The sequence below is a fragment of the Streptosporangium sp. NPDC002721 genome, from assembly GCF_042888905.1.
Lineage (GTDB): Bacteria > Actinomycetota > Actinomycetes > Streptosporangiales > Streptosporangiaceae > Streptosporangium.
On record NZ_JBIAQI010000037.1, the window covers coordinates 62994 to 85310 of the forward strand.

The window sequence follows — 22317 nt, forward strand, 5'->3', positions numbered from 1 at the left end:
CCCGGGTTCTCCACGCTCAAGGAGATTCGATGACGGCATCGACCATCGCGCCCCCGGACACGCCCCAGGCCGTGTCACGCCGCTACGCGCACACCTTCGGCGCGCTGCTCGCCCGCGACCTGCGGGTGCTGCGGCGGGACCTGCGCTCCTTCATGGCCCGCACCGTGGTCCAGCCCGTCCTGTTCATCTTCGTCTTCGCCGTGGTCCTGCCGCGGATCGGGTACGGGGCGGGCCAGGGACCCTCGGCGGACGGGAGCGCGGAGACCTTCACCACGATCCTGGTCCCCGGCCTGGTCGCCTCGGGCATCGTGCTCCAGGGCATCTTCGCCGTGACGACCCCGCTGGTCATGGAGCTCTCGTACACCAAGGAGATCGACGACAGGGCGCTCGCCCCGATCCCCGTCTGGGTCGTCGGCGTCGAGAAGATCGTCGCGGGCGCGATCCAGGGGCTGATCGCGGCGGTGGTCGTCTTCCTCGCCGTATTGTTCGTGCACGCGCCGGGCGAGGCCCCGAACATCGACTTCGGGCGCTGGCCGCTGCTGGTCGCGGTCCTGCTGCTGTCGTCCCTGCTGACGGCCTGCATCGGCCTGCTCATCGGCACGCTGCTCCCGCCCCAGCAGCTCAGCACCCTGTTCGCGATCTTCATCGTGCCGCTCATGATGCTCGGCTGCGTGTACTACCCCTGGGCCGCGCTGGAGGCGATCCCGTGGCTGCAGACGGTCGTCCTGGCGAACCCGCTCGTCTACGTGAGCGAGGCGCTGCGCGGCGCGCTGAGTCCAGCCGTACCGCACATGCCCGAGGCGGTCGCGCTGGCCGTCCTCGCGGTGGGGACGCTCGCCACGGGCGCGCTGTCGCTGCGGTCGTTCTCCCGGCGTCTGGTGGGCTAGCGGTGGGCGACGATCTGCCCAGGGACTGGTCCGGCGGCCCCGTCGGCCGCGACAACGAACTCGCCGGCCTGCGCGGGCTGCTCGGTTCGGCGCGCCTGGTCACGCTCACCGGCGCGCCGGGCGTCGGCAAGACCCGGCTGGCGCACGCGTACACCCGCGCCTGGGCCGACGCCTATCCGGGCGGGGTCTGGTTCCGTGACCTCACCGCCGGCCCTGTTCCCGGGCTCGCGGAGCTCGCGGAGCTCGGCGTCGTCCCCGGCGAGGGGCCCTCGCTGCTCGTGCTCGACACCTGCGAGCACGTCGCCGACCGGTGCGCCGTGATCGTCCCGGAGCTGCTCGGCACCTATCCGGGGCTCGGCGTGCTGGCCACCAGCAGGGAGCCGCTGGGCGTACCCGGTGAGGTGACGTGCCGCCTCGCCCCGCTGGACCTGGGGCTGTCGGCCCGCCTGTTCGCCGAGCGCGCCGCCGCGCAGGGGCGGCCCGCCACCCCCGAGACCGTGGACGCGGTACGGGAGATCTGCCGCCGCCTTGACGGCCTGCCGCTCGCCGTCGAGCTGGCCGCGGCGCGCTCGATCATGCTGTCGCCGGCGCAGATCGCCGAGCGGCTCGACGACCCGCTCCGGCTGCTGGCCGGGGGGAACCGCACCGCCCACCCCAGGCACAGGTCGCTGGAGGCGGCGATCGGCTGGAGCCACGAGATGCTGCCCGGCGGCGAGCGGCTGCTGCTGCGCAGGCTCGCGGTGTTCGAGGACGGGTTCGTCATCGACGACGTGGAGGGGATCTGCGCGGGCGCGGGCATCAGGCCGGACGCCGTCGTCGGCCTCCTGGCCATGCTCGTGTCCAGGTCACTGGTCGAGTGCGACACCAGCGGCGCCGTGACCCGCTACCGGCTGCTGCGGGTCGTGCGCGCCTACGCCCGGCAGGAACTGCGCGCCGCCGACGAGACCGGGACCGTGCGGGCGCGCCACGCCGAGTACTACGCGTCGCTGGCCGAGCGGGCGGCGGAGGCGCTCGGCACGGGTGCCGCCGCGCCGCACCTGGAACGCATCGAGGCCGCCTACGCCAACATGCGGGCGGTGCTGCGCTGGTGCACCTCCGGGGGGTCGACGACGGTCGGGGCCCGGCTGGCGAGCGCGCTGGAGACGTACTGGATCCTGCGGGGCCGCCCGCGCGAGGGGCGCGGCTGGATCGCCTCGCTGGTCTCGTCGGGCGCCGTGGACCGCGCGGAGGTGCTGGCCGCCGCGGAGCTGAGCGGCGCGGTGCTCTCCTGCGCCCTGGGCGAGTACGCCGACGCCTCGGACGCCTGCCGCCGGTCGCTGGCGATGTTCCGCGAGCTGGGGGACGAGGCCGGGCAGACGCGGGCGCTGGCGGTGCTGGCCGGCCTGCGGACGATGGGCGAGCCCGTGTCCGCGGGCCCCACCCTCACCGAGCTCGCGGCCCGGAACAGGGCCCCGGCGGGCCACGAGTGGAGCGGGGTGCCCCTCGTCCTGCTCGGCCGCGCCCTGCTCGCCTCCGGCGACCTCGCCGGGGCCCGCGCGGCCCTGGAGCGGTGCGTCACCGCCGGCCGCAGGCGCGGCTCGGAGCTCAGCCTGGAGATGGGCCTGCTCGCCATGGCGCAGGTGGCCGTCTACCAGGGCGAGTACGGGGAGGCCGAGAGCGCGCTCGGCCAGAGCCTGGCCGCCGCCGACCGGATGGGCGACGTCTGGGGGAGGGCCGCGGTGCTCAGGGGGCTGGGGGAGGTGGCCGCCTGCCGCGGTCACTACGGACCGGCCAGGGAGCGGCTCGCCGAGGCGGTCGCGATCGCCCGTTCCGCGGACTCCCCGCCGCTGCTCGGGGACTGCCTCGACACGCTCGGCAGGATGCTGCTCGACGTCGGCGAGTACGAGGCGGCGAGGGAGGTGTTCTCCGAGGTCGTCGAGGTGGGCGAGCGCACCGCCGCCCGGCTGGCGGCGATGGGGCTGGCCGGTCTGGGCGCCGCGATCCTGGGCTCCGGCTCCTCGGGTAACTCGGGCTCCTCGGGTTATTCGGGCTCCTCGGCCCTCACCTTCGCCGAGGAGGCCATGGCGCGCGCCCGGGAGACCGACGACCGCCCGCTCGCCTGGCGGTGCCTGTTCACCCTCGGCAGCGTCACCCGGCGCGACGACCCGTCCCGTGCCGCCTCCGCGCACCACTCGGCGCTGCGGGCCGGGGCCGCCATGGGGCTGCGCGCCCAGACGGCCGACTCGCTGGAGGCGATGGCCGGGCTCGCGGCCGGGCACCGCCGCCACGAGCACGCCGCGAGGCTGTTCGGCGCGGCCCAGTCGCTGCGCGACCGGCTGGGGCTGTCGCGGCCCCCGGCGGTGGCGCAGCAGCACGAGGCGGACCTGGCCGGGGTACGGGCCGCGCTGGGCGAGGGGGAGTTCGCCGCCCTGTGGGAGGAGGGCGCCGGGCTGGACGTCGGCCAGGCCGTCACCTACGCGGGACGGGGCCGGGGTCCGCGCGGCCAGGGGGTCGGCTGGGCGGCCCTGACCAGGGCGGAACGCCAGGTGGCCCTGCTGGCCTCCGGCGGGCTGACCAATCGCGAGATCGGCGCGAAGCTGTTCGTGTCGCCCCGCACGGTGCAGGCCCAGCTGTCCAGCGTGTTCGCCAAGCTGGGCCTGTCCTCGCGCAGGGACCTGGCCCGCGAGTACGACTCGCGCGCCCGATCCCTGCGCGGGCGTGACCTGGGCAGGGAGCTGGGCCGGGACATCGGCAGGGACATCGGCCGCGACCTGGGCAAGGAGCTCGGCCGGGACACCGGCCGAGATATCGGCAGGGACCTGGGCGGTGCTCTCGGCCGGAACCTCGGCAGCCACCCCGGCGGTGACCCCGGCCGGGAGCCGGACAGGGACCTGGGCCGAGACCTGGGCCGAGACCTGGGCCGAGACCTGGGCAGGGACATCGGCCGGGACCTGGGCCGGGGTCTCGGCCGGGAGCCCGGCCAGGGCTCAGCCCTCCCCGCGCAGCGCGACCACCCCGGTGGCGTGCAGGATCCTGAAGGCGGAGTCACACACCTCACGGGCCAGCTCGGTGGCTGAGCCCGCCCGCGTCTTGTCCCGCCACTCGCCGACCGTGATCCCCGGGGCCGCCGCATCGAAGGCCGCGAGCAGCGGCCCGCCCAGCGGGTAGCCCACGGCGCCGCCCCGGGGGAACAGGTAGCCCTGACGCTCCCGGGGCAGCGCGTCGAACGTCAGCGTGAAGTCTCGCAGCAGCAGGTGGACGGGGTGGTCCGCCCAGTGGACGGCGTCCGGCGTGACGCCCTCGACGAGCGTGTCGTCGGCGAGCCCCGGCGGGTCCTGCGCGGTCGTCGCCCGCTGGGCGCGGACCGCGGCGTCCCAGGCGAGCCCGTCGAGCAGCAGGCTCCTCACCTCGGGCGGCAGGTCCGCCTCCTCGACGCGTGGCACCGGGTCGGCCCCCGAGCCCAGGTCGAGGCGCTCGGCCCAGGCCGCGACGTCGCAGTCCGGGGCCGCGATGAGGCAGCGCAGCAGCGTGGGCGCGGCGTCCTGCAGCGCCTCGACCCGCCCGGCGAAGACCATCGCCCGCTGGTAGTCCTCGGTGCTGAAACCGCGCGACCTGACGACGAGCGGCGGCTGGAAGTCGAAGAACTCGATCCCGTACTGCTCCGCGTACTCGAAGTAGTCGGTTCCCGGGAAGGCCATCAGCGGTGCGAAGTGCACCTTCTCCACGCCGCTCTCGTAGGCGAACCGCACGCTGTCGCGAACCTTGTCCGCGTTGTCGCCCGGCATGCCGATGATGATGTCCGCGGCCAGGGCGTGGTTGTGGTGGCGGCGGATGAGGGAGGCGGCCTGGGCGAACCGTCCCCGGTCGAACCTGCGGGCCGCCAGCTGCAGGGTGTCGGCGTCGGACGACTGGATGCCCAGGGTGATCACCCGGCACCCGGCGCGGTTCATCGCCCGCACGTAGTCGAGGTCGACGTGCTTGACGTCCGGGTAGACGTCCACCACCGTCCCCCGGTTGTGCCCGGCGACGATCTCGAAGATCTCCATGGCCCGGTGCCGGGAGATGCCCAGGTGCGCGTCGCACATCCGCAGGTAGGGGATGCCCGCGTCCAGCAGGTAGGACAGCTCCCGCTCGACCCGCTCCATGGGGAACGCGCGGAGCTTCGGGGCGCTGTAGAGGCAGAACTTGCACTTCTGCCGGCACCCCCGGCCCGTCTCGTACGCCAGGACCGCGTCCGGCCTGCGCCGCAGGATCGGCTCCAGGGGGAGCCTGTCGGCGGTGAAGACCAGCGGCAGCGAGCCCAGGTCGACGTCGGGCGGGTCGTCGTTGTGCATGGGCTCGCCGCCGTCCCGCCGGGTGACGCCCGCCACCGCGCCCAGGTCGCCGTCCCGCGCCAGGGTCTCCAGCAGCTCCGGGTACGCCTCCTCGGCCTCGCCGCGCAGCACCAGGTCCAGCCACGGGTACTCGCGCAGCAGGTGGGCGGCCATCCGCCGGGAGTTGGCCTGGGCGCCTCCCCACACGACGCGGCAGTCCGGCAGGTGCCGCTTGACGATGCGCCCCATCCGGGTGAACTCGTCGTGGTTCCACACGAACGCGGAGAAGGAGATCACGTCCGGCCGGTAGTCGAACAGCCGCGCCATGAAGGCGTTGTAGTGCCCCAGGTAGTCCTCGGCCAGGCTGCCCACGTCCTCGTGGAACCAGACCCGGTGCTCGACCTCCGAGGGGGAGACCCGCTCGGCCACGGCCGCCCGGATCAGCTCGACCCCCAGCGAGAACCCGTCGTCGTTGGAGTAGACGAGTACGGCCTTAAGGGTCATGACGATCTCCCCAGTGTCACTCTCGGCCGAGCGGAGCGAAGTCCCTCGGCGAGCCGGTCGAAGGCGGCCCTCGCCCGCGCGTGGGTGTCGCGGTAGACGGCGGCCTCGATCGGGTCGTCGTCCAGCGCGCGCTCCACGATCCCGAGGAGGTCCTCGGCGGGGTGCGTGTCGTGGTGCGTCCAGTAGCGGTGCGCCATGCCCAGCTCGGCGGTGAGCTCGTGCAGCTTGCTCGTGCCGTTGCGTCGGCTCCAGAAGGGGTCGACCGCCACGAACGGCGTCGCGCCGCGCAGCGCGAGGATCGCGCTGTGGTAGCGGGAGACGAGGACGAGGTCACAGCGGGCGAAGGCCTCGGTGAGCTCGTCGGCCCCGGTGGAGGCGCCGATGGAGGCCCAGGTGGAGGCCCAGGTGGAGGCCCCGGTGCCGTCGCCGGAGACGCCGGGAAGGCGGATCTCCCGGACGCGGGCGCGCGGCACCGCCCGGGCGAACCTGGCCCCGGCCTCCTCGTCGCCGTAGATGTTGGGCACCGTGATGAACTCGATGTCGGCGAAGGCGGCCAGCTCGATCAGGGTCAGGCCCAGCTCCGTCACGAACCCCAGCGCCGCGGCGCGCTCGCCGGGCGCCGACGCCTCGGCCATGACCTGCTCCGGCGGCACGCACAGCGCCGGGTCGGCCGTGCCCCGCGAGGCGAGGTCGCGGCCGACGAGGTGGGTGACCAGCTGCGAGGTCACCCCCGGGGCGCCGACGGCGACGCCGATCAGCGGCCGGCGCCGCCGCCCGGACCGGGGGGCCCGGGTGGCACCGACGGCCCGGGGCGACAGCGCCTCCAGCGCCTCCAGCGGCTCCAGCGCGAAGGCCGGGTCGGGGACGACCGCCGTGCCCGGCACGCCCGTCGCGTCGTCCATCCGCCGGGCGGCCGCCCGGCTGCGTACGGTCAGGTGGTCGATCCGTTCCCGGACCGCCCCCAGGTAGCCGCGCCAGTCGTCACGCGCGGGCGCCGGGGTGTCGTCCTGCAGCCCCACACCGTGCCAGGCGACCCACACGCCCGGATCGAACGCCTCCGGGGCGGGGCCCAGGCAGAACACCTGCATGATCGGGTGCCGGAACGGCGGGCCGCTCCACAGGCCGCCCGCCATCACGACGGCGTCGAACGAGCCCGCCCCCGGCCAGCTCCCGTCCCGGTCCACCCGTAGCGGCGCGGGGCCGGCCGCGGTGCTCCACGGGCAGAAGTGCCGGAAGGTGGCGTCCGGCAGGCGGCGCGACAGCTCGGCCTCGGTCACCGCCGCCAGCAGACGGTCGCCGACGTTGGGCAGGCTGCTGCCCGCCCAGATCGCGATCCGCTGGGACATCCCGGTCACCCGCCGATGGGGGACGGCCGGCGCAGGCCGAACTCCTCCCAGCCCCGGCGCTCGGCGTACTCGTTGTAGACGCCGCCGCACTGCGCCCGCAGCGGGCAGCCGTCGCAGGGCGGCCCGTACGAGCGCATCTCGCCGTCCATGAACGCGTCGTAGTCGTCCACGACGCTGCCCTGGTACATCATCCGGATCGAGCGCGTCCCGTCCTCGATGGCCAGCTCCTCGTGCGGCGTGACCACGCACAGCGGGAAGCCCTCCAGCGTGAGCCGCGCCGGCGACGCGAGCATCATCTCGATCACCGGCATCAGGTGCGTCCGGGTCTCGGCGACCGTGGGCGCCTGCATGTCCAGGGCGAAGAAGCCGCTGCCCACCGGGTGCAGGTTGGAGATGTTGACGTGGTCGACCCCCAGGTCGACGCAGAGCTTGCAGATGTCCAGCAACCGCCCCATGTTCATCCGGGTGATGACGGTGTTGGTCCGCACCGCGACCCCCGACCGCTTGGCGTTGCGGATGCCCTCGATCGTCTCGTCGAACCCGCCCGGCGTCTGCGTCAGGCAGTCCTGGATGACCGAGGTGGAGCCGTGCAGCGAGACCACGAACAGCTCGACCCCGTTGTCGGCGAGACGCTGGGTGAACTCCGGGTCCCGCAGCCGCCGCGCGTTGGTCTGGATCTCCACGCGCGGGTACTCCAGCAGCCTGATCGTGCGCAGCAGTTCGAACAGGCGGGGGTGGATCGTCGGCTCCCCGCCGTGCAGGTTCACCGACTCGTAGCCCTGGCCGGAGTTCTCGACGAGGAAGCGGATCAGGTCCCCGTACTCCACGCTGTCGGACTTCGCCAGCGGCGAGCCCACGACGCAGAAGCCGCACTTCTCGTTGCACAGGTCGGTCACGTGCATGCTCAGCTGTTTCATGTCCACCTCACGCCAGGCCCAGGCGGCTCGCCGCCGAGGCGAAGACCTCGGGGGTGCCGGGATGATCGGTCAGCTTCTCCAGGTACGCGGCCCGCTCGCGCGCCAGGTCGTCCTGGACCCCGCGGTCGTACAGCACCCCGTGCAGCGCCGCCAGCACGGCGGGCTCGTCGAGCAGCTCGGCGTGGGCGAACGTCGACATGTAGGGGTTGTTCGCCAGGATGGGGTCGAGGAAGCTGTGGAACCCCAGCGGCCACATCCGGAACGGATACATGGGCAGGGTCCGCGACAGCCACGACCGCACGTCCTCCGACAGGCCGCCCAGCTCGGCCTCCACCCGGTCGATGTCCTGCTTCTCCGGTACGTCGAACCTGTTCGTCAGCACCAGCCCGGGGATGTCGGACAGCACCGCCCTGGCCAGGGTGGTGGCGGGCAGGTTGAGCGTCAGGACCAGGTCGACCGAGCCCAGCAGCACGTTGAACCGGTGCGGCGAGCACGCCGGGATGACGTGCGCGCGGTCGGCCAGGCCCGACAGCACCTGAGGCACGCTGCCCACGAACACGAAGCGGGCACTGGGCGGCAGCTGCCGCAGGTAGTGCACCATCAGCTCGGGGACCTGCGCGGCCATCTGGTCGCCGTTCTCGTCGGAGTACTTGTCCTGCTGCCACCCGGCCACCGCGAGCAGCACCATCCGGTCCTCCTGCGCCATGCCGAACGTCTCGCGCAGGTGGTGGCGGGTGCGGCGGCTGACCTTCTCGTTGCCCTCCCACAGCCGGAAGGGGTAGGCGTGCGGTTCCGGCTCGAAATGGCAGATCGGGGCCGGGCGCAGGTGGGCGGGCATCTCCATGATCTTCCGGCTGACGTCCATCGCCTTGCCGTGGAAGACGTCCACCGCGAAGTCGGTGCCGGACCACTCCCAGATGTCGATCGGCATGATCGGCAGGTCGTACCGCTCGATGAACCACGGGTCGACGCCGTAGCGCTTGGGGAACACGCCGCAGTAGGTGAAGTAGTCGGACAGGACGATCGCGTCCGGGCGGAACTCGCGGACCGTCTCGTCCACCAGCAGCGTCGCGAACCCGCGCATCGAGTTGTCGAGCACCAGGTACGGGAACCCGCTGCCGCGCAGCAGCCTCTCCGACATGGGCTCGACGATGAAGAAGCTCTCGATCCCGGCGGACTTGAGCTGGCGGGCCAGCGACATGCCGATGAGCGTCTCGCCGTACCCGGCGCTGCTCATCGCGAAGAACAGGAGTCTCACTGGTTCACCGCCAGAAGTGAGGGACCCTCCAGGGACCGGCGGACGCCGAACGGCGTGCCGACGTCCTGGAACGTGCCGCCGGGGAACTCGGCCGCCCGGACCCGCAGGCCGTTGCGGACCGCCAGGTCGAAGTAGTGCCCGAGCACCGGCTCGCCCCCGGCGTTGTTCACGGGGCTTTGGCCGATGTCCCCGGCCAGTTCCTCGTGCAGGAGCCTCGCGAAGGCGTCCCCCCAGATCGCCGCGCCCCAGGTGTTCATGACGGGCGGGTCGGCGGGCTTGTCGAACACCCGGTGCACGCGGTCCCCGTGCACGACCACCGGTCCCAGCCGGTGCGCGTCGGGGGTGGGGAAGACCGCGAGCGCGAGGTCCGCGTCCGTCCGCTCGTAGAGGTCGCGCAGCCGCGACAGCGCGTCGGACGGGGTGAAGATCGTGTCGGGCATGACGAACACGACGTCGCGTCCCCTGGTCCACCCGTGGGCCAGGTCGAGCGCGCAGGCCAGGCCGCGCGCCTCCTCCTGGAAGAGGTAGGCGACGTCGACGCCGAGGTGGCGCCCGTCCCCGATGTAGGAGACCACCTCCATCTTCCAGGGGGCCACCACCAGGATCGCGCTGGTGACCCCGGCCCCCGCCAGCGACTCCAGCGCGTACTCCGCGACGGGACGCAGCCGGGCGCCGCCCTCGACGGGCTCGTACACGATGGGCAGCAGTTCCTTGGGGTAGCGGAGCGGGGCCATCCGGGTGCCCCGGCCGGCGGCGGGTACGAGTCCGACGAGGTTCGTGCTCGTCACATGCCACTCCTTACTGGTTGGGGAGCGTCGATCAGCGGCAGGGGGACACCGACCAGGGATCCGGGGGCACCGGGCACGGGGGCGCCGGGCACGGGCAGGGGGGTGCCCAGGGCGGGACCGGGCGCGGGCCGCCGGGGTTCCGGCGCCCGCTCGCCGAACCGGACCAGCCGCACGGCGTCGATCAGGTCGCGCTGGAACGGGTCGGCGGCGATCTCGCGCAGCCGGGCCCGCCCGTCGAGCGAGCGGAGCAGCTTGTAGCAGAGGTCGCAGCCGTTGGTGAAGTTCGTCCCCTTGAACAGCTTGCGCACCGTGGGGGAGGACGCGACCATCCGTGCCACGCCCTGCGGCCCGTACACCCGCAGGAACTGGTACTCGTAGTTGTGGTCGGCGTCGTCGAGGATCTCCCCGAACGACTTCTCGTGCAGGTTGCCCATGAAGTAGGCCAGGTCCGACAGCGTGACGTAGGCCCCCGCCTTGCCGATGTGGCAGGCCGACAGGTCGCCGTTCGGATTGATCAGGGGGGTCTCCAGATAGCAGGAGGCCGAGAAGTTCTCCGGGTCGGGGGGAACGCCCACCTGGTGGGCCGTCTTGATGAACGGCGTGGGGATCACCCGGTCCACGTGCACCAGCACCCGGTCCTCGAAGCGCCGGTACAGGCTCCGGATCTGCTCCTCCTCGTGGTCCTCCGCGATGGTGATGCACAGGCTGATCTCCGGGATCCCCCGGGCGATCGCCCCCTCGATCACGTTGACCACGTGCTGGGTGGGCACGCGTTCCTGGTGGTAGACGTCGGTGCTGAGGAACAGCCGGGTGAGGCCGGGAAGCTGTTCGAGGATCTTGTCCACCGCGGCGGGCGAGCGTCCCCAGAAGCTGCTGGTGAACACCGAGATCCGCGGTGCGCCGGGATGGCCGGCGGCGGCCCCGACCCCGGACTTGAGCATCCGGAACCGTTGGAAGGGCTCGCCGCCGGTGAAGATGATCTCCGGGATGCCGCTGTCGCACGCCTGTGCCACCCAGCGCCCGATGTCGTCCGCCGTCGGCTGGCGGTCCCGCGTGGAACCGGTGAAACCGCAGTGCCGGCAGCCTACGGTGCAGATCTCGGTGACGCTGACCAGTATCGAGTTGAAGTGCACGACACCCCCTGGAGAGCTAGTAGTGGCCGTGCGGTTTAGTAGTAGCCACCACCACCGGGCTCCTTGACGGGAACCGTGTGCGCCTGGACGGCGGGCTGGAGCAGGCCGGCACCGGCCAGTTCCTTGATCTGGTCGATCTGGTCGGTGCCGAGGTTGTACTCGGTGGCGACCGACTCCGGGTCGCTGAGCAGCTGCTCGGCGAACGCGGGGTCGGATGCGGCGCGCTGCACGAGATCGCGGACGCGTGGAGACTCGCTCATTGGTCCCTCCCATGGGACGGGGTTCCGTGGGCCGTTCGGGCTTCCCACGCGATCAAGGTACGAATCCGGCGCTCCCCGAACCACCGCCTGGCAGGCGTATTCCGGGCCCGCCGGGGGACGAAGGGCCCGGTGCCGGACAGCCGATCGCCGCCCCCTCGCGGACAGACCGGCGCGGACCGCGGCCTACGCGTGCGGACGAACGGCTTACACGTATGCGCGAACGGCTTACACATACGTGCGAACGGCCTGCGCGTACGTGTGAGCGGCCTACGTCTGCGTGTGAGCGGCCTATGTCTGCGTGTGAGCGGCCTATGTGTACGGGGGAGCGGCCTGGATTCCCGCCGGAACGGCGTAAGCGGCCGCGCGAGGAGGCCTGCCCGGGCCGTTGGGCGGCCTGCCCGTATCGCCGTGCGGCCTGTCCGCGCCGCCGGGCGACCGTGGCGCGGCACGGGCGGCGTACCGTCGGGGCATGCTCAGGCTCGCCGAGCTCGACGCCCTGCGGCGGCAACGCGGGAGGTCGGCGCTGCTCATCGTCACCGACCGCTGCCCCGTCGGCTGCGCCCACTGCTCGGTCGACGCCCGCCCCGACGGCCCGCGCATCACCGACCACGCCCTCTTCGAGGAGATCGTCGAGGGGCTCTGCGCGGACGAGGACCTGCGGGTCGTCGGCGTCTCCGGCGGGGAGCCGTTCGTGGAGCGGCGCGGGCTCACCCACGCCGCCCGGCGGATCCACGAGTCGGGCAAGGCGCTCGTCCCCTACACCAGCGGTCACTGGGGGGCCGGAGGCGACCCCCCCGGGTGGGTCCGGTCCGTCCTGAGCCTGTCGGCCTGCGTCGTCCTGGGCGTCGACGCCCACCACACGAGCCCGCGCGCCGCCGTGGCCACCGCGGCCCGCGCCGTCGCGGACGCGGGCGCCTGGCTCGTGGCCCAGGTGCTGGACGACCCCGCCCAGATCGAGGACGCGCAAGATCTTCTCGTGGGCGCGCTGGGGGCCGGATGGCGCGACCACGCCGAGATCCACCCGGTCGCGCCCCTGCCGTACGGCCGCGCCCGAGGGCTGTTCCCCGGCCCCCGCCGGGTGACCGGCGAGCGGCTGGGCCGGTGCGCGATCGCGCACACCCCGACGGTCCGCTACGACGGGCGGATCACGGCCTGCTGCGACGAGAACGTCATCATGGGAGCCGGGCCCGCCGACCTGCACCGCCTGGCCGGCGACCGCGAGGGCGTGCGCCGGGCGCTCGCCGGCCTCGCCGCCGACCCGTTCCTCGCGGTGCTGGGCACCCTGGGTACCGGGGCGCTGACCGCGCTGCCCCGCTACCGCGACCTCGCCCACCGGGAGTTCTCCGGCATCTGCGGGATCTGCCAGCACATGCTGAGGCGCGCCGGCGGCGAGCGCGACGCGCTCCTGCACGCGCTGGCGCTGATCCCGGCGCCCGGCTCCCCGGAAACCTCGCCGCCCGGCCCCGCGGCCTTTTCACCCGCGGAAACCACGCCCGCGGAAACCATGCCCGTGGAGGCAGCGCCCGAGGGGCCCCCGTGAGTCCCGGCGCGGGACTGCCCGGGGACGCCGCCCGCCGCGCCCCTGGAGGCGGTGCGACCCTTGTCCACGGGGACGCGGCGGGCGGGCCGTCAGCCGAACAGGGCCCTGCGCAGCGCGACCAGCCGCTCGGCGGCGGCCCGGCGGCTGATCTCCGCCTCGGGGATCATGCTGTCGAAACCGTGGAAGGCTCCCGGGTAGAGGTGGAACTCGGTGGAGACGCCCGCCCGCACCAGCCGCAGGGCGTAGTCGAAGCACTCGTCCCTGAAGACCTCCAGCTCGCCGACGTCGATGTACGCCGGGGGCAGGCCCGACAGGTCGTCGGCCCTGGCCGGGGCCGCGTACGGGGAGACCTCGTCGCCGCCCGCCCGCTCGCCCAGCAGCGCTTTCCAGCCCAGCAGGTTCGCCCCCCGGTTCCACACGACCGCCTCGGCGAACTCGTGGCTGGAGGGGGTGGTGTTGCGGTCGTCCAGCATCGGGCAGATCAGGAGCTGGAACGCCAGGGCCGGGCCGCCGCGGTCGCGCGCCAGCAGCACCGTCCCCGCGGCGAGCCCGCCGCCCGCGCTGATCCCGCCCACCGCGACGCGCTCCGGGTCGATGCCCAGCTCGGCGGCGTTCTTGGCGGTCCAGACCAGGCCCGCGTAGCAGTCCTCGACCGGCGCCGGGTCCTGGTGCTCCGGCGCGAGGCGGTAGTTGACCGAGACGACCACGCATCCCAGCTCGGCGGCGTACGCGTTGAGGCGCGAGTCCTCCATGTCGACGTCACCCATGATCATTCCGCCGCCGTGGATCCAGTACAGGCCGGGGACCGCGCCCTGCTGCCCGACCGGCCGGTAGATCCGCAACCGGATGTCGGGATCGCCGTCAGGGCCCGGGACCGTCCGGTTCTCGATCGTGACCCGCTCGTCCGGCGGGGTCGGGGGCATCGCCGCGCGCGCCGCGTCCATCTGGATCCGGGCGCCGGGCAGGTCCTCCAGTCGCAGGGAGCCGAAGTCCGCGACGGGCAGGGGGTTCGCCTCGAGGACGGCGGCCAGGCCGGGATCGATGTTCGGATGAAGTGCCATGTGACTCACCTAATCAGAAGAGGGGACGCCGGTTCGCGCGATCGGCCCTTTCATCGATCATGTGTGAGCCCGGCCTCCCTCACAACCGCAAGGTGGCCGCGATGAGGGCCCCGCCGCCCGCCAACCGGCGGACGGCCGGCGCCGGTGACTCAGTGTCGATCGTACGGCCGTCGTGACCGTACCAGGTGAATTCCACATCGGTCGCGAGAAAAGCGCGAAGACACCGCCGGTGGAAAACATGGATAAAACCATTGGCATCGGAGGCCGCCTTTGCCTTTAAATGGAGAAAGGCCGGAGCGACCGCTCCGCACCCTGGAGAGGAACGACAGTGAAGCACGGCGCATCACCGGTGTGGCGGGAAGGGCTTGAGGTGTTCCCGCTGCTCGACGGCGGTGTCCTGGCCCCCGGACGGCCAGGTGGATAGCCCTCGCGAGGGAAACCGCCGAGCCGCCCGAGACACCGGTCCAGGCGGCTTCTCCATTTCCGGCACGGCGGGTGGGGGTTCGTTGTCCCGCCCTCGACAAATGAACAGCGCAGCACGTTGTGAAATCGAATCCGTTCACGCCCTCTCCCTGGAGAGCGCGAAAGGATTCACCCCGGAATATCCCGGGAGACACGCCGCAGAGGCCGAATCGGTAAGGCAGCCGGCTTCCACCCGGCAGGACGGGGTTCGAACCCCCGCTGCGGCTCTGCCCTCGCGAGAGCGGGGCCATGGGACTGGGACTCGGCGGAGGGAGTGGCGACCCCCGCCCGGTCGGCAGGCCCGCGACGCGTCCGGTACGGCCCACGCCAACCGGGCCGGACGCGTGACGGAGCGTAGCTCAGGAGGGAGAGCATCCGGCCAGGGACCGGAAGGCCGCAGGTTCGAGCCCTGCCGTTCCGACGACACGAGCAGTACAAGGCAGTGCGAGCAGTGAAAGTGACATCGTGACACCGGCGTGCCGTGAGGCGCGCCCGGCCGCTCTGGCCCAACGGCAGAGGCACCAGGTTCAGGACCTGGGTGATCAGGGTTCGAGTCCCTGGGGCGGCACGCGAAACGGCGGTGACCGGGCACCCGTGCCCACCCCGGTGGCCGGGCACTACTCGTCGAGGTGCCAGGGCAGCAGGAGGGGCTCGGCGGGGAGCTCGCCGGTGAGGAAGCCGGGCAGCAGGGTCCCCAGGTCGAGGGGGAAGATCGTCTCACCGGTGGTGAGGAGGTCGTGCCGGGACCACCAGCGGTGCGCCGTGATCGTCGAGCGCTCCAGCTCCTCCTGTCCCGAGGCGTCGACGGTGTGGCCGTCGACGCGCAGGAAGAAGAACGAGTCGACCGCGGCGACCCGGACGTCACCGAACCAGACCGGGCCGGAGGAGCGGGCCACGACGGACCCCAGGCGCTCTTCCGTGACGACCAGGCCGGTCTCCTCACGCAGCTCGCGGGCCGCCGCGGCGACCAGCGTCTCGCCGTCGTGCACCCCTCCGCCCGGCGTGATCCAGTAATGTTCGGCGGGCCAGTGCGCGGGGGCCCGATACCGGAACAGCAGGAGACGGTCGTCGGCGTCGACCAGCAGGATCCGGGCACTGGCACGTGAGATCGGGTCGGTCACGTCCCCGATCGTAGAAGATCGCGGAAGAGAGCACCCTGCCTGGGGGCCCGCCCCTTCGAGGCCCGCCCTTTCAAAACCCGACCCCTTCGAGACCCGACCCCTTCGAGACCCGACCCCGCACGGACCGGTTCCCGGCGAGGGTTCCCGGCGGAAGTCCTCAGCGAGAGTTCTCAGCGGGAGTTCTCAGCGGGAGTTCTCAGCGGGAGTTCTCAGCGAGAGCTCCCAGCAGGAGTTCTCAGCGGGAGAGACGGCGCGTGGTCTCCGCGACCAGCTGGAGCAGGACCGGTGCGAGGTCGGGCCGCGCCTGCAGCATGTCCTCCAGGCGCACCCGCCAGGCCGCGGTCTCGGCCAGCCAGGCGTCCTCGCGTTGCAGGCGCAGGCGCGTCATGGAAAGTCTCGTCTGGTGGGTGGCCCCGAGGGAGCGCCCGACGATGTCGCTGAGCCACCAGTAGACGTTGTCGTCGGCGGCGTTGACGAAGGCGCGCGCACCCTCCCAGGCCACGCGCGGATGGTGAACGACGGTCATGGCCGGACCGTACGCCCGGCCCCGCCGTCCCACAAGACCCCGGCTACCGGTCCGACCGGCCGGACCGGCCTCGGGGGATGGCGAGAACGGATCGATGGGTGATGATGGCCTGGTGGAGCGACTACCGGTGATCGATGTCAGTGCCCTGGTGCGGGACGGGTCCCGTGCGGAACGCGAGCGGGTCGCCCGCGAGATCGAGCGGGCCTGCCGCGACACCGGGTTCTTCTACGTCTCCGGCCACGGGGTGCCCTCCTCGCTGCTCGACCGCCTCGACACCGCCGCGCGCCGCTTCTTCTCGCTGCCCCCCGAGGTGAAGGCCGAGATCTCCATGGAACGGGGAGGCCGTGCCTGGCGGGGGTTCTTCCCGGTGGGCGGCGAGCTCACCTCCGGCCGTCCCGACCTGAAGGAGGGCATCTACTTCGGGGCCGAACCGGCCGAACCGGCCGAGCCGACCAGATCAGCCGAGGCACCTGGGTCAGCCAAGTCGCTCAGGTCGCCCGAGCCGCCCGGGTCGGTCAAGTCGCCCGGGTCAGCCGGGTCGCCCGAGCCGCCCGGGGGCGACCCCCGTGCCCGGTTGCCGCTGCACGGCCGCAACCTGTTCCCCGCCCAGGTGCCCGAACTGGGCGAGGCGGTCCTCGAATACCTCGACCGGCTCACCGACCTCGGGCAGTCGGTCATGCGCGGCGTCGCGCTCAGTCTCGGGCTGGCCGAGGACTACTTCGCCACCGGCTACACCGCCGACCCCACCGTGCTGTTCCGGATCTTCCACTACCCTCCGGCCCCGCCCGGCGCCGACGGGTGGGGGGTGGGGGAGCACACCGACTACGGCCTGCTCACCCTGCTGGCCCAGGACCGCAACGGGGGACTCCAGGTGCACGCCGGCAGCGGCTGGATCGAGGCCCCGCCGATCCCCGGCACCTTCGTGTGCAACATCGGCGACATGCTCGACCGGCTCACCGGCGGCTACTACCGCTCGACGCCGCACCGGGTGCGCAACGTCAGCGGGAACGAGCGGCTGTCGTTCCCGTTCTTCTTCGATCCCGCGTGGGACGCGGAGGTGCCCCCGCTGCCCTCGCGGGAGGCCGTCGGGGGCGGGCGTGCCCGCTGGGACGGCCAGGACCTGCGCGCCTTCACCGGAACCTACGGTGAGTATCTGCTGGCCAAGGTCTCAAAAGTCTTCCCGCAGCTACGGGAGGACGTGCTCTGACTCTTCCCGAAGGGGACCGAGGGCGTCAGGCGCCGGAGGGCTGCGGCGCGGGCCGCATGATCGCGGTGGGGTCGTTGACGATCTGGTTGATCACCACGTTCGCGGCACCCCGGGAGGCCGCGCCGAAGCCGTGGTCGGAGGCGACGAACCGGCAGCGGGCGGCGGGCCCCGCGACGACCAGGCGCTCCAGCTCCGCCTGCGCGAAGGGGAGCATCCAGTGGGCCAGGGTGGCGAAGTAGCCGCCCACGACGATCACGCGCGGGTTGAAGAGGTTGACCAGTATCGAGCCGCCGAGCCCGAGCCAGCGGCCGGCCTCCGCGACCGCGACCAGCGTCTGCCGGTCACCGGCGGCGAGGTCGCGGGCGATCTCGGCCACCCGCTCCTCGGGGTCGGGCACCGGGCCGGAGCCGGGTCCGTACGCCCGCTCGGGGGGCGCCGTGCGCACCAGCGCGGCCAGGCCGACCTTCGTCTCCCAGCAGCCGAAGCGCCCGCAGCCGCAGCGCCCGCCGCTCGGGTCGACCGGCAGGTGCCCGACCTCGCCGGAGAAGCCGTCCGCCCCGCGCAGCAGCCTGCCGTCCACGATGATGCCGCCGCCCACGCCGACCTCGCCGGTGAGGTAGACCATGTCGGCCGTACCGGCCGCCACCCCGGAGGTGTACTCGGCGAGGGCGGCCAGGTTCGCGTCGTTGTCGACCGTCACCGGCACGCGCAGCGGGCCGAGGGCGGAGGAGAGCCGGGCGGCCAGCGGCACGTCGTGCCAGTCGAGGTTGGGGGCGAAGGCCACCACCCCGTGGTCGACGTCGACCAGGCCGGGGACTGCCACCCCGATGCCCGCCGGGGTGGCCCCGGCGCGCGTCATCTCCTCGATGGCCTCGCGGGCCGTCAGGCCGAGCTCGCGGAGCGACTGGCTGGAGCCGCTGCCCGCCGCGTCGAAGCCCAGGCGGCGGTCGACCAGGACGTTGCCGCCGAGGTCGACGCCGTGCACGGCGATGTAGTCGACGTTGAGCTCCAGCCCGAGGGCGCCGATGTGCGCGCCGTGCAGCGCCACCGCCCGCCGGGGGCGGCCGACCGCGCCCGCGTGGTCGACGCCGACCTCCTGGACCAGCCGCCGGTCGAGGAGCTCGACCATCAGGTTGGAGACGGTGGCCCGGTGCAGGCCCGTGGCCTCCGCGATGTCGGAGCGCGAGGTGGACCCGTGCTCGCGCAGGTGGCGCAGGACCAGGGAGAGGTTCGTCCGGCGGAGCGAGGCGTGGCCCGCGGCCTGGGGCGTGCCGCCCACCGTGCGGGCCTGGTGCTGCTCCTGGATCACGCGGTCACCTGGCTTTTATTTGTCTCGGATAGAAATTAATTGGATTTGTAACACAGAGGTGTCCTGTCGCGCACCACAGGCCCGGTAACAACTCGATATCTGTCTCCAGCTGTGCCGTAAGCGGGCAAACGGGCATCCATGTTACAAAAACGTTACGCAGATCGAAACGTTTCGAACCTTGCGCCCACCTCGGAACTGAGCCTTTAATTCGGCCAGTCATGCAAATTAATTGAGGGGAGTGACGTGCACCGTAGCTGGACCGGCAGTCGCAACGGCGGTTCGACGAGCTCGAACAGGTCGGCCGGCACCCCCGCCGACCAGGCCACCGTGCGCCGGTCCAACCTGTCCCTGGTGCTGCGTCACGTCAGCGAGTACGGCCCGAGGTCCAGGTCGGTCGTCGCCATGGAGACCGGCCTGAACAAGACCACGGTCACCAGCCTCGTCGGCGAGCTGCAGGCTCGCGGCCTCCTCAAGGAGATCGGCCCGCAGCACGCGGGCGCCGTCGGCCGCCCCGGGCTCGCCCTGGCGTTGGACGGCGCCGGTGTCGGCGCCCTCGGCCTCGAGGTGAACGTCGACTACATCGCCGCCTTCGCCACCGACCTGGGCGGCAGGGTGCTGATCGACCGGCGGGTGAGCTTCGACGCCATGGGCTGCGACTCCGAGCGCTCCCTGACGGAGCTGGCCCGGGTGATCGGGGAGGCGATGGCCGAGCTCGACCTCCTGGAGGTCCGGATCGCCGGGATCACCGTGGCCGTCCCCGGTCTCGTCGACACCGCGACCGGCGTCGTGGACGTCGCCCCCAACCTCGGCTGGTACGGCGTCCCGGTGGCGGAGTGGCTCGTACGCGCCGGGGTGCCCCCGAACGTGCCGATAAGCGTGGACAACGACGCGAACCTGGCGGCCCTCGCCGAGTACACCTCCGGCGTGGCGGCCGGTACGGCCGACCTGGTCTACCTCACCGGCGAGGTGGGCATCGGCGGCGGCGTGATCTCGGGCGGGCGCCTGCTGAGCGGCGCCGACGGCTTCGCCGGCGAGGTGGGCCACGTCATGGTCGACCCCTCGGGCGAGCGCTGCGGCTGCGGCCGGATCGGCTGCTGGGAGACGAAGGTCGGCCTGGCCGCGCTGGTCCGGATGGCCACCCCCGACCACGCCTACGGCATGCACGACGGGGTGATGCGCGACCCGGAGGAGCGGCTCGCCGAGATCGAGCTGCGCTGGGCCGCCGGCGACCCCCGGGTCGATCTGGCCATCGGGGAGGTGGGCCGCTGGCTCGGGCGCGGCTCGGCCACGCTGGTCAACCTCTTCAACCCGCGCGTCATCGTCATCGGCGGCTACTTCGCCAAGCTCGCCGACCGGCTCATCCCGGTGGCGCAGGCGGAGCTGAAGCGGCTGGGCGTGGAGGGATCCGTCGCCCGCTGCGAGTTCGTCGCCTCCGATCTCGGCTTCGGCGCGGCCTCGCGTGGCGCCGCCGGGATCGTCACGGAGAGGGTGCTCTCCAACCCCACCGCCATCGACGTCCATCTGGCGGCACCGGCGTCCGAGAGGGAGCGCGAATGAGACGCCATACCTCGTGAGAACCCGGTATCGCCCCCCAAGCATCCCGTCCGTCCGACCGGAGAACCGGATTCGTGACGCCGTCGTTCACGCCGACCTCGGCGGCGCCACGCTGGTGCTGTCCGGCCCGGCCGGACGGGCGGGATCCCCTTCTTAGTCCCCAGTCCTCTCGTCGAAGTCTCTTCCCACGTCGAAATCTCTCCCTACGCCGAAGCCCGCCCCCTCATCGAAGCCCGCGGCGAAGTCCCCATCGAGACTCCGCTGTAGAGATCCACGGAGGCCCCCCATGCCGGAGCCGTCAACCGACTCGGCACCCCTCCTCGTGATGCGAGGAATCGTCAAGCAGTTCCCCGGCGTGCGCGCCCTCGACGGCGTCGACCTGGAGGTCCGCGCGGGTGAGGTGCACTGCCTGCTCGGCCAGAACGGTGCCGGGAAGTCCACCCTGATCAAGACCCTGGCGGGTGCCCACCAGCCCGACGAGGGGACGATCACGCTCAACGGTGAGGAGGTGCGGCTGTCGAGCCCGATCGCCGCGATCCGGCTGGGGATCTCCACGATCTACCAGGAGCTGGACCTGGTGGACGGCCTGAGCGTGGCCGAGAACGTGTTCTTGGGTCATGAGCCGGCCCGGATGGGGTTCGTGGGCCGGGGTGAGGCGGCGCGGGCCACCCGGGAGTTGCTGGAGCGGCTGGGGCACGCCGAGATCCGCCCGTCGACGGAGGTGGGCCGGCTGTCGCCTGCGGCCAAGCAGGTGGTGAGCATGGCGCGGGCGCTGTCGCACGACACCCGGCTGATCATCATGGACGAGCCGTCGGCGGCGCTGGCCCACGACGAGGTGGGCAACCTGTTCCGGATCATCCGGGAGCTGACCGCCCAGGGGGTGGCGGTGGTCTACATCTCCCACCGGCTGGAGGAGATCCGCGAGATCGGCGACCGGGTGACGGTGCTCAAGGACGGCCGCACGGTCGCGGTCGGGCTGCCGGCCAAGGAGACGCCGACCTCGCAGGTGGTCTCGCTGATGACCGGCCGCAACGTCGAGTACGTCTTCCCCGAACGGCCCGCCCCCGGCAGCCACGACGGCAAGGCGGAGGTGCTCCAGGTACGTGACCTGAGCATCCCCGGCCGCGTCTCCGGCGTGTCGTTCTCGGTGCGGGCGGGGGAGATCGTCGGGCTGGCCGGTCTGGTCGGTTCGGGCCGCTCGGAGATCATCGAGGCGGTGTACGGGGCGCGGCGCTTCTCGGGCCAGGTGGTCCTGGAGGGCAAGCCGGTGCGCCGGGGTGGTGGCACGACCGGTGCGGTGCGTCTGGGCATGGGGTTGGCGCCCGAGGAGCGCAAGGCGCAGGCGTTGCTGCTGGATCAGAGTGTCTCGCGCAACATCAGCCTGGCCAGTTTGGGCCGGTACTCGCGGCTGGGCTGGATGGACCGGCGCAAGGAGGCGGCTGACGCGCGGGAGATGGTGCGGGCCCTGGACATCCGGCCGTCCGATCCGGAGCGGCCGATCAAGACGTTGTCGGGCGGTAACCAGCAGAAGGCGGTGCTGGCCCGGTGGTTGCTGAACGACCGCAAGCTGCTGTTGCTGGACGAGCCGACCCGCGGGGTGGATGTGGGGGCTCGGGCGGAGTTGTACGCCGTGGTGCGGCGGCTGGCCGATGAGGGGATCGGGGTGTTGCTGGTCTCCAGTGAGGTTCCCGAGGTGTTGGGGCTGGCCGATCGGGTGCTGGTCCTGCGCGAGGGCCGGGTCATCCGTGAGGCCGGCGCCGGTGAGCTGGACGAGCACGCCGTCCTCGACATGATCATGGAAGGAAGTCCGGTATGAGCGAGCCTCGGCTGCCGTCTGTGGACGAGCAGGTGCGAGTGGACAAGCAGGCCCGTAAACCCGCCGAGGGGCCGGGGCCGCTGGCCCGGCTGGGCGACGTCCCGCACCTCGGCCTGGTGGTCGCGCTGGCGTTGCTGGCGGCGGTGGGCCTGTTCACGGTGCCCGACACCTTCGCCACCGCCTCGAACATGGTGAGCATCCTGTCGCTGGCGGCGACCATCGGCGTGATCACCGTCGGCGCGACGTTCGTGATCATCGGTGGGGGCATCGACCTGTCGGTGGGCGCGATCATGGCGCTGGCGTCGGTGTGGGCGACCACTTTGGCCACCCAGGCCT

General features: G+C 72.5%; 17 protein-coding genes, 3 tRNA genes and 1 pseudogene. 10 read left to right on the forward strand and 11 right to left on the reverse strand.

The features are described 5' to 3' along the window. Positions 1-29: 29 nt before the first annotated feature. Positions 30-887 (forward strand): ABC transporter permease, encoded by an 858-nt coding sequence (locus ACFYWM_RS38925; RefSeq protein WP_389925008.1) that lies wholly within the window; start codon positions 30-32, stop codon positions 885-887. 2 nt (positions 888-889) lie between these two features. Next, entirely contained in the window at positions 890-3943 is a 3054-nt protein-coding gene (locus ACFYWM_RS38930) for a tetratricopeptide repeat protein (RefSeq protein WP_389925010.1), read from the forward strand. Here the strand turns inward: ACFYWM_RS38930 and ACFYWM_RS38935 are convergent. From ACFYWM_RS38935 to ACFYWM_RS38965, 7 genes are read right to left on the reverse strand one after another with little or no spacing between them, the layout of a single operon-like run. After that, the gene (locus tag ACFYWM_RS38935; protein WP_389925013.1) at positions 3854-5683 is read right to left on the reverse strand and encodes a B12-binding domain-containing radical SAM protein; all 1830 of its coding nucleotides are present in this window, start codon (positions 5681-5683) and stop codon (positions 3854-3856) included. The genes ACFYWM_RS38930 and ACFYWM_RS38935 overlap by 90 nt on opposite strands. Further along, complete coding sequence (locus ACFYWM_RS38940) at positions 5680-7029, reverse strand: polysaccharide pyruvyl transferase family protein (RefSeq protein WP_389925016.1); 1350 nt, start codon at positions 7027-7029, stop codon at positions 5680-5682. The genes ACFYWM_RS38935 and ACFYWM_RS38940 overlap by 4 nt, the downstream gene beginning before the upstream one ends. 5 nt (positions 7030-7034) lie before the next feature. Then, the gene (locus ACFYWM_RS38945; protein WP_389925019.1) at positions 7035-7946 is read right to left on the reverse strand and encodes a radical SAM protein; all 912 of its coding nucleotides are present in this window, start codon (positions 7944-7946) and stop codon (positions 7035-7037) included. Positions 7947-7953: 7 nt separating this feature from the next. After that, positions 7954-9204, reverse strand: coding sequence for a DUF6365 family protein (locus tag ACFYWM_RS38950; protein ID WP_389925026.1), 1251 nt, complete (start codon positions 9202-9204; stop codon positions 7954-7956). Then, a complete protein-coding gene (locus ACFYWM_RS38955) occupies positions 9201-9992 on the reverse strand; it encodes a sugar phosphate nucleotidyltransferase (protein ID WP_389925029.1) in 792 nt (263 codons plus the stop codon). The genes ACFYWM_RS38950 and ACFYWM_RS38955 overlap by 4 nt, the downstream gene beginning before the upstream one ends. Then, the gene (locus ACFYWM_RS38960; RefSeq protein WP_389925032.1) at positions 9989-11125 is read right to left on the reverse strand and encodes a radical SAM protein; all 1137 of its coding nucleotides are present in this window, start codon (positions 11123-11125) and stop codon (positions 9989-9991) included. The genes ACFYWM_RS38955 and ACFYWM_RS38960 overlap by 4 nt, the downstream gene beginning before the upstream one ends. 35 nt (positions 11126-11160) lie before the next feature. Further along, positions 11161-11385, reverse strand: a complete 225-nt coding sequence (locus ACFYWM_RS38965) for a hypothetical protein (protein WP_389925035.1) — start codon at positions 11383-11385, stop codon at positions 11161-11163. Between the two features lie 469 nt (positions 11386-11854). Here ACFYWM_RS38965 and ACFYWM_RS38970 point away from each other — a divergent pair, with 469 nt between their 5' ends. Beyond that, positions 11855-12925 carry a radical SAM protein gene (locus tag ACFYWM_RS38970; RefSeq protein WP_389925038.1) on the forward strand — a complete coding sequence of 357 codons (1071 nt, stop codon included), beginning with the start codon at positions 11855-11857 and terminating at the stop codon, positions 12923-12925. Between the two features lie 89 nt (positions 12926-13014). Here the strand turns inward: ACFYWM_RS38970 and ACFYWM_RS38975 are convergent, their stop codons facing one another. Then, complete coding sequence (locus tag ACFYWM_RS38975) at positions 13015-13986, reverse strand: alpha/beta hydrolase (protein WP_389925040.1); 972 nt, start codon at positions 13984-13986, stop codon at positions 13015-13017. Between the two features lie 617 nt (positions 13987-14603). Between ACFYWM_RS38975 and ACFYWM_RS38980 the strand changes: the two genes are divergently transcribed. The 3 genes from ACFYWM_RS38980 (at position 14604) to ACFYWM_RS38990 (ending at position 15016) form a co-directional block, all read left to right on the forward strand. Further along, positions 14604-14675, forward strand: a tRNA-Gly gene (locus tag ACFYWM_RS38980). A gap of 121 nt (positions 14676-14796) precedes the next feature. Further along, positions 14797-14869, forward strand: a tRNA-Pro gene (locus ACFYWM_RS38985). A 74-nt stretch (positions 14870-14943) separates the two neighbouring features. After that, positions 14944-15016 (forward strand) — tRNA-Leu (locus ACFYWM_RS38990). A gap of 49 nt (positions 15017-15065) precedes the next feature. Here ACFYWM_RS38990 and ACFYWM_RS38995 read toward each other — a convergent pair. Both ACFYWM_RS38995 and ACFYWM_RS39000 read right to left on the reverse strand, forming a co-directional pair. Beyond that, entirely contained in the window at positions 15066-15569 is a 504-nt protein-coding gene (locus ACFYWM_RS38995; RefSeq protein ID WP_389925043.1) for an NUDIX hydrolase, read from the reverse strand. A gap of 235 nt (positions 15570-15804) precedes the next feature. After that, positions 15805-16095 carry a hypothetical protein gene (locus tag ACFYWM_RS39000; protein ID WP_389925046.1) on the reverse strand — a complete coding sequence of 97 codons (291 nt, stop codon included), beginning with the start codon at positions 16093-16095 and terminating at the stop codon, positions 15805-15807. Between the two features lie 127 nt (positions 16096-16222). Between ACFYWM_RS39000 and ACFYWM_RS39005 the strand changes: the two genes are divergently transcribed. Beyond that, positions 16223-17302, forward strand: coding sequence for an isopenicillin N synthase family dioxygenase (locus tag ACFYWM_RS39005; RefSeq protein ID WP_389925049.1), 1080 nt, complete (start codon positions 16223-16225; stop codon positions 17300-17302). Positions 17303-17327: 25 nt separating this feature from the next. Here the strand turns inward: ACFYWM_RS39005 and ACFYWM_RS39010 are convergent, their stop codons facing one another. After that, a complete protein-coding gene (locus ACFYWM_RS39010; RefSeq protein WP_389925052.1) occupies positions 17328-18611 on the reverse strand; it encodes an ROK family protein in 1284 nt (427 codons plus the stop codon). A 243-nt stretch (positions 18612-18854) separates the two neighbouring features. Here ACFYWM_RS39010 and ACFYWM_RS39015 point away from each other — a divergent pair, with 243 nt between their 5' ends. The 3 genes and pseudogenes from ACFYWM_RS39015 to ACFYWM_RS39025 form a co-directional block, all read left to right on the forward strand. Next, entirely contained in the window at positions 18855-20168 is a 1314-nt protein-coding gene (locus tag ACFYWM_RS39015) for an ROK family protein (RefSeq protein WP_389925055.1), read from the forward strand. 283 nt (positions 20169-20451) lie between these two features. Beyond that, positions 20452-21981, forward strand: a complete 1530-nt coding sequence (locus ACFYWM_RS39020) for a sugar ABC transporter ATP-binding protein (RefSeq protein ID WP_389925058.1) — start codon at positions 20452-20454, stop codon at positions 21979-21981. Next, positions 21978-22317 (forward strand): annotated as a pseudogene (locus ACFYWM_RS39025) (ABC transporter permease); the annotation flags it as partial. The gene ACFYWM_RS39020 and the pseudogene ACFYWM_RS39025, both read left to right, overlap by 4 nt.

Coding starts and splice junctions, on each gene's coding strand:
- ACFYWM_RS39000 (WP_389925046.1), bottom strand. CDS start 16,095: ATGACCGTCGTTCACCATCCGCGCGTGGCCTGGGAGGGTGCGCGCGCC.
- ACFYWM_RS39020 (WP_389925058.1), top strand. CDS start 20,452: ATGCCGGAGCCGTCAACCGACTCGGCACCCCTCCTCGTGATGCGAGGA.
- ACFYWM_RS38935 (WP_389925013.1), bottom strand. CDS start 5,683: ATGACCCTTAAGGCCGTACTCGTCTACTCCAACGACGACGGGTTCTCG.
- ACFYWM_RS38970 (WP_389925038.1), top strand. CDS start 11,855: ATGCTCAGGCTCGCCGAGCTCGACGCCCTGCGGCGGCAACGCGGGAGG.
- ACFYWM_RS38965 (WP_389925035.1), bottom strand. CDS start 11,385: ATGAGCGAGTCTCCACGCGTCCGCGATCTCGTGCAGCGCGCCGCATCC.
- ACFYWM_RS38940 (WP_389925016.1), bottom strand. CDS start 7,029: ATGTCCCAGCGGATCGCGATCTGGGCGGGCAGCAGCCTGCCCAACGTC.
- ACFYWM_RS38975 (WP_389925040.1), bottom strand. CDS start 13,986: ATGGCACTTCATCCGAACATCGATCCCGGCCTGGCCGCCGTCCTCGAG.
- ACFYWM_RS38925 (WP_389925008.1), top strand. CDS start 30: ATGACGGCATCGACCATCGCGCCCCCGGACACGCCCCAGGCCGTGTCA.
- ACFYWM_RS38945 (WP_389925019.1), bottom strand. CDS start 7,946: ATGAAACAGCTGAGCATGCACGTGACCGACCTGTGCAACGAGAAGTGC.